The 2028-nt window shown below is 38.7% G+C and carries 2 protein-coding genes; both read left to right on the top strand.

Annotated features, from left to right (window positions below; all coding sequences use genetic code 11):
• Positions 1 to 180: 180 nt before the first annotated feature.
• Complete coding sequence (locus ACFIJJ_RS05620; RefSeq protein ID WP_375646291.1) at positions 181 to 546, top strand: hypothetical protein; 366 nt, start codon at positions 181 to 183, stop codon at positions 544 to 546.
• Between the two features lie 44 nt (positions 547 to 590).
• The gene (locus tag ACFIJJ_RS05615) at positions 591 to 1040 is read left to right on the top strand and encodes a hypothetical protein (RefSeq protein WP_375622700.1); all 450 of its coding nucleotides are present in this window, start codon (positions 591 to 593) and stop codon (positions 1038 to 1040) included.
• The last annotated feature ends 988 nt before the right edge of the window (positions 1041 to 2028 follow it).

The raw sequence follows: 2028 nt of genomic DNA, 5'->3' as shown, positions 1-2028 counted from the left end.
CGCTTGGGAACTGCGCTTGGGAACTGCGCTTGGGAACTGCGCTTGGGAACTGCGCTTGGGAACTGCGCTTGGGAACTGCGCTTGGGAACTAAAAAACTTTGAAAACGTTTAACAATGAAGAAGCCCCTAGGCTGACAAATTCGAGTCTATGCTGTCAACCTGTTGTTTGGAAAATAATTTATGACCCCCCTTGTTTTTATCCTCTTATTGGTTTCATGTACAGATGATTTTAACAGTTGCTATTCAAACAATACAATGGTTAAAACCTACCCAACGGCTCAAGCCTGTGAACAAGCCATGATACCGTCCACAAAAAAGTTTGCACTTTATGGACAACAAATTTTTGCCCAATGTATAAACGTACACCCCAATTTACATCAACAAGAAGTAAACTTGATCTGGTCTGTAACAAACCATGGAAATTTCCTGCTTAAAAGCCAAAACGTAAAGGACAAGCTGTCTACAGTCCACAAAGAAGACATTTTACCAACATTGCCTTCTCTTCTGCGTTCTTCTTCCACAAATCTCTTGCACAAAAAACTTTAAAAGCATAAACCCATCAGATCTCAAAAAAATAATCAATGGAAGACATGATAGATAATAAGCGAATGCACCCTTCAAAAGACCATCACACAGAGCAAAGTACTCTGCCTCAAGATCTCCCCTTAGATCCTGCTGTAGAACGGGTGAGAAAAAAACTTATGGGGTTAATGATTATTTCCGTTTTAATAACGCTCTTCCTTATTCTGACCGTACTATTTATAATTGTTTATAAAGTGATAACAACGGGATCAGCGCCAAAACAAACAGAGCGATCTTCCTCTCTCAGCAAAAACCCACACGTTATCCATCATACGCTCTCTCTACCAGAAAAAACACAAATTTTGTCGCAAAGCCTCTCAGAGCACAATATTGTACTGAAAATTTTAACCCCTGATGGACAAACAAAATTTATGATTTACAATTATCATACCGGTGCACTTGTCTCCATTCTTTCTGTTGAAACAACAGAAAAAATATCGACAACAACGCCTCATTAAGCAAGCCAACATCAATAAGCGCTGACATAGCATTCTAAAGGTTTAAACATTTTCTGCGAGCCGGCATTATCACACGCTTTACCAGCTTGTGGATGTGACGCCCCCCTTTGGCACGAGAGAGAGAGATTTCATAAGAGCCATTTTATTCCTTTCTTATAAAATTTATCCACACAGGCTTCTCCCTGCTTGCAACGTGCTAGCGAATGATTTTGCTTGATTCAACATGGGACAAATTTGAAAAGAGAGAATAGGGTTTTAGGGGCTCTCGCCCAACATACAAAACAATGATCATGATAAATCAATGTGATAAGGTTAAAAATATTCACCACGCGGCGGCGGATTTTTCTCTGTATCCCTTCACCTATCCCCAACAAAGAGACAATCTTTTCTGTCAACGCATTCCCATTTTTAAGAAAACTGACATCACCTGCGAAAATCAAAAGAAGATGCAAGAAATGCATTTTCTTGAGGATAAAATTTCAACACATTGATTTATAATGATCATTTTTTTGCAAGCCAAACGAGAGCCTCAAATACCGTAAGATTCTCTCATCTCAAATCTATTTATGATGAAGCTCATCAAAATCATTTCCTCACATATCACAGCAAAGAAACGTATAAACAAAATACCTCTTATAAACGATCTCAAACGCCAAAGGAAAAGCAGTTGCAACATTGAAAATGAGAAAATTAAAGCAATAACCCCCAGTTTGCATTTTGTATTAAGCAAAGATAGCCGATAGATTTCACATGATAGTATTCATGAGTATCGTCGCGAAATAAGACTTGAAGACATTCGCAAGATATTTCTTTTAAACGCGAGGTATGAATAAACAACGACATTTCGTTCTTCATAAAAGAACGGACTCTTAAAATACACGGGCGGATTTTTCTCTGTATCCCTTCACCTACCCCAGCAAAGAGGCCATCTTTTCCGTCAACACCCCTTGTTAAATTCCTGATACTGCCCGTGAAAATTCAAAGAAAG

This window comes from Bartonella sp. TT29SHDZB (assembly GCF_042193395.1).
GTDB lineage: Bacteria > Pseudomonadota > Alphaproteobacteria > Rhizobiales > Rhizobiaceae > Bartonella.
The sequence above is the reverse complement of the archived record's forward strand: the minus strand, read 5'-3'. Positions and strand labels throughout refer to the sequence as shown.